The sequence below is a fragment of the Lysobacter enzymogenes genome (assembly GCF_017168095.1).
Lineage (GTDB): Bacteria > Pseudomonadota > Gammaproteobacteria > Xanthomonadales > Xanthomonadaceae > Lysobacter > Lysobacter enzymogenes_D.
On the sequence record NZ_LXSD01000063.1, the window covers coordinates 1 to 4912 of the forward strand.

Consider the following 4912-nt stretch of genomic DNA (forward strand, 5'->3'; position numbering starts at 1 on the left):
GGGCTGAGCGCGCCGCCGCGGCGGCCGACGCGCCGCCCGCGCCGCGCCGGCACAGGGCGGAACAGCGCAAAACCGCGCGCGCCCCTACAATCCCCCCTCTTATCCAGCGCGAAGCACGTCACATGTACGAACCCACTCTCGACGCCCTGCGCCGCGGCGACACGGCCCAGGCGCTCGCCAGCGCCGAGCAGCTCGTCGGCGAGCAGCCCAACGACGCCAGCGCCCACCGCCTGCACGCGGCCGCGCTGCGCCTGGACGGCCAGCGCGACGCCGCCGTGGCCGCGCTCGACCGCGCCATCGGCCTGGCCCCCGAGGACGCGCAACTGCACCTGGAGCGCGCCGGCGCGCTGCTCGACGGGCGCCAGCTCGACGCCGCGCAGGCCTCGCTGGCCCAGGCCATCGGCCTGGATCCGAACACCTTCCCCGCCTACATCATCAAGGCCCAGCTGGCGCTGCTGGCCGGCGACCTCGACGAAGCCGAGCGGTTGGCCCGCACCGCCGCGCGCATCGCCCCCGACCACCCGCGCGTGGCCGCGGTGGTGGGCATGCTGGCGCTGCGCCGCGGCGATCCCGACCGCGCCCTGGCGGTGCTGAGCCAGGCCGGCGCGGTCGCCCCGGACGACCCGCAGGTGCTGCACGCGCTGGGCTTCGCCTACCTGGCCAAGGACCACCTCGCCTTCGCCGAACAGTGCTTCCAGCGCCTGTCCGAACTCAACCCCGAACAACCCACGCTGCAGATGCTGCTGGCCGAACTGCTGCGCCGCCAGTCGCGCTTCATCGACGCCGCCGACCGCCTGGCGCCGCTGGCCGAGCGCGACGGCGCCGACTTCGGCGTGCGCCGCTGGGCCGGCGAGCTGGAACTCGACGCCGGCCGCAACGAGCGCGCGCTGGGCTTCCTGCGCAGCGCCTTCGCCGAACAGCCGGGCGACCTGCGCACGCTCGACGCGAGCATGGAAGCCTGGCGCCGCAACGACGCCTTCGACGAAGCCGTGCAGTCGCTGGAAACCGCGCTGGCCGCGCATCCGCAGCTGCCCCAGCTGTGGCGCGCGCGGGTCGCGCTGGAGCCGTTCGCGTCCGAGTCGGCGCTGGCGGTGATCCAGCGCTGGCGCGAGGCGATGCCGGAGAACCTGGGCGCGCTGGAAGCGCGCGCCGCCGTGCACGACCACCTGGGCGAAACCGACCAGGCCGTGGCCCTGGCCGAACGCATCGCCGAGCTCAGCCCCGGCGACGCCCAGGCCGAGATGCGCATCGTGCAGAACCTGATCGAACGCGATCCCGACGCCGCCGCCGAGCGCCTGGAACGCCTGATCGAGATGGCGCCGGATCCCGGCGTGAAGCGCGAGCTGCGGCAGATGCTCGGCCGCACCCTCGACGTCGCCGGCCAGCCCGAGGCCGCGGCCGCGACCTGGGCCGAGCTGCACGCCGAGGTGGTCGAGCAGCGCCTGCCGCTGAACCCGATCAGCCCGCGCACCGGCGAGGATTGGCCGCCGCTGGCGCAGGCGCCGGAAGGCAGCCGCGGCATCCTGCTGCTGTGGGGCGCGCCGGGCTCGCAGATCGAGCGCATCGGCCAGGTGCTGGGCCTGGCCGGCGCGCCGCTGCTGTTCGACCGCTTCGGCCCGCAGCCGCCGACCGACCCGATGCAGCGCTACGGCACCGTCGACGAACTGCTCAACGGCAGCCTCGACCCCGCGTTCCTGGTCAAGCTCTACCGCGCCGCGCTGACCGCGCGCGGCGTCGCCGACGCGCCGGTGTACGACTGGCTGCTGTGGTGGGACAACGCGCTGCTGCGCGCGCTGCGCCCGTACCTGCCGGAAGCCTTCCTGCTGCTGTCGATCCGCGACCCGCGCGACATGCTGCTGGACTGGCTCGCCTTCGGCAGCCCGACCCCGTACCGCCTGAGCTCGCCGGAAGAAGGCGCGCGCTGGCTGGCGCGCAGCCTGGAGCAGGTCGCCGACCTGCACGAAGGCAACCTGTTCCCGCACCGGCTGGTGAAGCTCGACGAGGTCGGCGAACACCCGGCCGCGATCGCCCAGGTGCTGGCCGACACGCTGCGCATCAACATCCAGCTGCCCAAGGAGATCGACGTCAGCGACCGCCTGCCCAACGGCCGCTGGCGCGATTACGCCGGCTGCCTCGGCGAGGCCTTCGCCGTGCTCGGCCCGGTCGCGCGCCGGCTCGGCTATCCCGAGCGCTGAGCCGCGCGCGCCGCGGCTCAGCCGCCGATGCTGCGGCGGCGGTCGCGGCCGCGGTCATGCGCCGATGCGATCATGGCCGCTTGCGCCGCCTCGCCTGCGCGCGGCGGCGCCCGAGATCCGACTCGTCAGCTCGACCCGCACCAGGAGTTCGCCATGCAGATCCGCAGCAACAGCTTCCAGCACCGCCAGCGCCTGGCGGCCGAGTTCGCCGCCGGCCAGGCCGTCGACGGCGGCTACGGCTTCGCCGCCAACCGCAATCCGCACCTGGCCTGGGATGATGTTCCCGAAGGCGCGCGTTCGTTCGTGCTGATCTGCATCGACCCGGACGTGCCGACCGTGGCCGAGCTGGTCGGCCGCGACGACGTGCAGATTCCCGAGCATCAAGTGCGCGCCGATTTCATCCACTGGGTGATGGCCGACATCCCCGCCGACGTGCGCGAGATCGCCGCCGGCAGCTGCAGCGACGGCGTCGTCGCCCACGGCAAGCGCGACCCGGCCGGCCCGCGCGGCGCGCGCCAGGGCTTGAACGATTACACCGGCTGGTTCGCCTCCGACCCGGACATGGCCGGCGACTGGTACGGCTACGACGGCCCGTTCCCGCCGCCGAACGACCTGCGCCTGCACCGCTATTTCTTCCGCGTGTTCGCGCTCGACGTCGAACGCCTGCCGCTGGACGCGCGCTTCACCGCCGCCGACGCGCTCAACGCCATGCACGGCCATGTGCTGGCGCAGGCTTCGATCTACGGTACCTATTCGCTCAACCCGGCGGTGAAGGGCTGAGCCGCGCGGCCGGCGCGCGGCGCGCGCGCCGGCCGCGGCGCATCCACCGAACAGCGACATGAACGATCCGAACGAATCCCCCGCGTTTTCCCAGTCGCAGCGCCGCGCCGAGCGCATCGCCGCGCTGGTGCCGGCCAGCCGCGCCCAGCGCCTGGCCAACCTGCTGATCGACAGCGCGATCTGCGCCGCCGCCGCGCTCGGCGGCCTCAGCGTGTGGTCCGCGTTCGACCCCGACGTGCTCAAGCTGCTGCAGCCCGCCGCGCCCGACGCGGCGTGGAACCCGACCATGTCGCTGATCATGCTGTGCGTGCAGTTCGCCTACTACGTACCGATGGAAGGCATCTTCGGCGTCACCCTGGGCAAGCTGGTCACCAGCACCCGCGTGGTCGACGAACAAGGCCGCCCGCCGAGCTGGGGCCAGGTGCTGGGACGCACCCTGGTGCGCCAGGTGCCGTTCGAGCCGATCACGATCCTGTTCGGCGACCCCGCGCGCGCGACCGCCTGGCACGACCGTTTTCCCAAGACCCTGGTGGTGCGCGCGGCCGCGCCGGCCAAGCGCTGAGCGCCACAACGAACGGGCCCGGCCGCCATCGCGACCGGGCCCGCGCAAGACATCGGCGTGCGGCTTACTTCGACTTCGGCGCCGGCACCGATTCGCTTTCGACCACCATGTCGAGCACGTAGGCCACCGACGGCGCGTCGGCCGGCGGGTTCTTGACGTCGAACTTCTTCACTCGCACGACGTTGCGGATGCCGGCCTCGTGGGTGTAGCCCTCGATGTTCTGGTAGAGGAAATGCCACTCGTCGCTGGGCTTGAGCGCGACGCCGTTGTCGTCGTACTTGCGCTCGCGCACCCACAGGCACTGGTAGTTCGGGATCAGCGGATGCGAGCACTTGCGCAGCTGCGAATCCACTTCCAGGAACACGGTGGCGCCGGGGCCGCCGTAGCGGGTTTCGGCGGTCGGCTCGCCGCTGAGCGTGAGCTTGGCGCCGCCGGCGGTGGTCAGCAGCAGGCGCGGCTGCGGCGCCTGGCCTTCGATGGCGAAGCGCGTGCTGCCCTTGAGCTGCTCGCTGATGGCGCTGTCCATCTGCATCAGGCGCTGGTCCTGGCAGGCCATCAAGGTGGTGCGGAAATCGCCGATCTCGATGCGGTCGCCGGCGAGCTTGAAGCCGGCGCCGACGTGGTTGCAGCCGCCGGATACGCCGAGGTTGTCGCCGTTGAAGCTCAGCTTGAGGCCGTACTTGCCTTCGCGCTGCAGCAGCGCGATCGGCTTGCCGGCGGCGTCGACCGCGCTGTCGAGGTTCCAGGTGTAGCCGCGCAGATCGAGGCTGGAGGCGGGCGCCGGATCGCTCTTGACCGCGGCGGACGGCGCGCCGTCGGCGGGCGCGGCGCTGCCCTCGGGCTTGGGCGCGGCGTCGGTGCCGGGCGAAGTGGAAGGCGCGGCGCAGGCGGCGAGCAGGACGCTGGACAGCGCGGCGGCGAGAGCGAGGTGGCGTTGGATTTTCATGGGGCGCAATGATCCGGGGTGAGTCGCGAAAAACAGATGAACGCGGCGCCGCGCCGCGTGGGGTTTTGCGCGTTCAGCCGCGGGTCGGGCGCGCTGGGGCGTGGCGTGCGCCGACCAGGCCCGGTTCGCCGTCTCGACTGGAACCGCGCCGCTGCGCGCCGCCGCTCACTTGCCCGGCTTGGCGAACTTCTGCGCCAGCGCGCGCTGCGCCTGGGCGAGGTCGAGCGCGGCCGCGGCGCCTGCGGATTCATCCGGCGCCGCGCCGGCGTCGGCGATCAGCGCATCGAGATGTTCGAGCAACTGCGCCGGCGCGACCACCGCGCATTGCATCGCCGTGTCCGGGAACACGCCGACGCCGACCCCGGCCTCGCCCATCGCCGCGGCGGCGCGCTCGCGCCACGCCGCCAGCTCGCGCGGCGCCGGCGCGTA

Annotated in this window: 5 protein-coding genes; 3 read left to right on the plus strand and 2 right to left on the minus strand. The window is 73.2% G+C overall.

Going from position 1 to position 4912, the window contains the following annotated elements; genetic code table 11:
* The first annotated feature begins 122 nt into the window (after positions 1 to 122).
* From A7A76_RS01880 to A7A76_RS01890, 3 genes are all read left to right on the plus strand, one after another.
* Complete coding sequence (locus tag A7A76_RS01880; RefSeq protein ID WP_206409607.1) at positions 123 to 2195, plus strand: tetratricopeptide repeat protein; 2073 nt, start codon at positions 123 to 125, stop codon at positions 2193 to 2195.
* 153 nt (positions 2196 to 2348) lie between these two features.
* Positions 2349 to 2975 carry a YbhB/YbcL family Raf kinase inhibitor-like protein gene (locus A7A76_RS01885; RefSeq protein ID WP_206409608.1) on the plus strand — a complete coding sequence of 209 codons (627 nt, stop codon included), beginning with the start codon at positions 2349 to 2351 and terminating at the stop codon, positions 2973 to 2975.
* A gap of 58 nt (positions 2976 to 3033) precedes the next feature.
* On the plus strand, positions 3034 to 3537 hold the full coding sequence (locus tag A7A76_RS01890; protein WP_206409609.1) for an RDD family protein: 504 nt from the start codon (positions 3034 to 3036) through the stop codon (positions 3535 to 3537).
* A 64-nt stretch (positions 3538 to 3601) separates the two neighbouring features.
* Here A7A76_RS01890 and A7A76_RS01895 read toward each other — a convergent pair whose 3' ends face one another.
* Together A7A76_RS01895 and A7A76_RS01900 are read right to left on the minus strand one after the other, a co-directional pair.
* Positions 3602 to 4483, minus strand: a complete 882-nt coding sequence (locus tag A7A76_RS01895) for an META and DUF4377 domain-containing protein (protein ID WP_206409610.1) — start codon at positions 4481 to 4483, stop codon at positions 3602 to 3604.
* Between the two features lie 165 nt (positions 4484 to 4648).
* Positions 4649 to 4912: hypothetical protein (locus tag A7A76_RS01900; protein WP_206409611.1), on the minus strand; the 264-nt coding region annotated here is incomplete at its 5' end.

Excerpts from the sequence above, each read along its gene's own strand:
- A7A76_RS01880 (WP_206409607.1), top strand. The coding sequence starts at position 123 with ATGTACGAACCCACTCTCGACGCCCTGCGCCGCGGCGACACGGCCCAG.
- A7A76_RS01885 (WP_206409608.1), top strand. The coding sequence starts at position 2,349 with ATGCAGATCCGCAGCAACAGCTTCCAGCACCGCCAGCGCCTGGCGGCC.
- A7A76_RS01890 (WP_206409609.1), top strand. The coding sequence starts at position 3,034 with ATGAACGATCCGAACGAATCCCCCGCGTTTTCCCAGTCGCAGCGCCGC.
- A7A76_RS01895 (WP_206409610.1), bottom strand. The coding sequence starts at position 4,483 with ATGAAAATCCAACGCCACCTCGCTCTCGCCGCCGCGCTGTCCAGCGTC.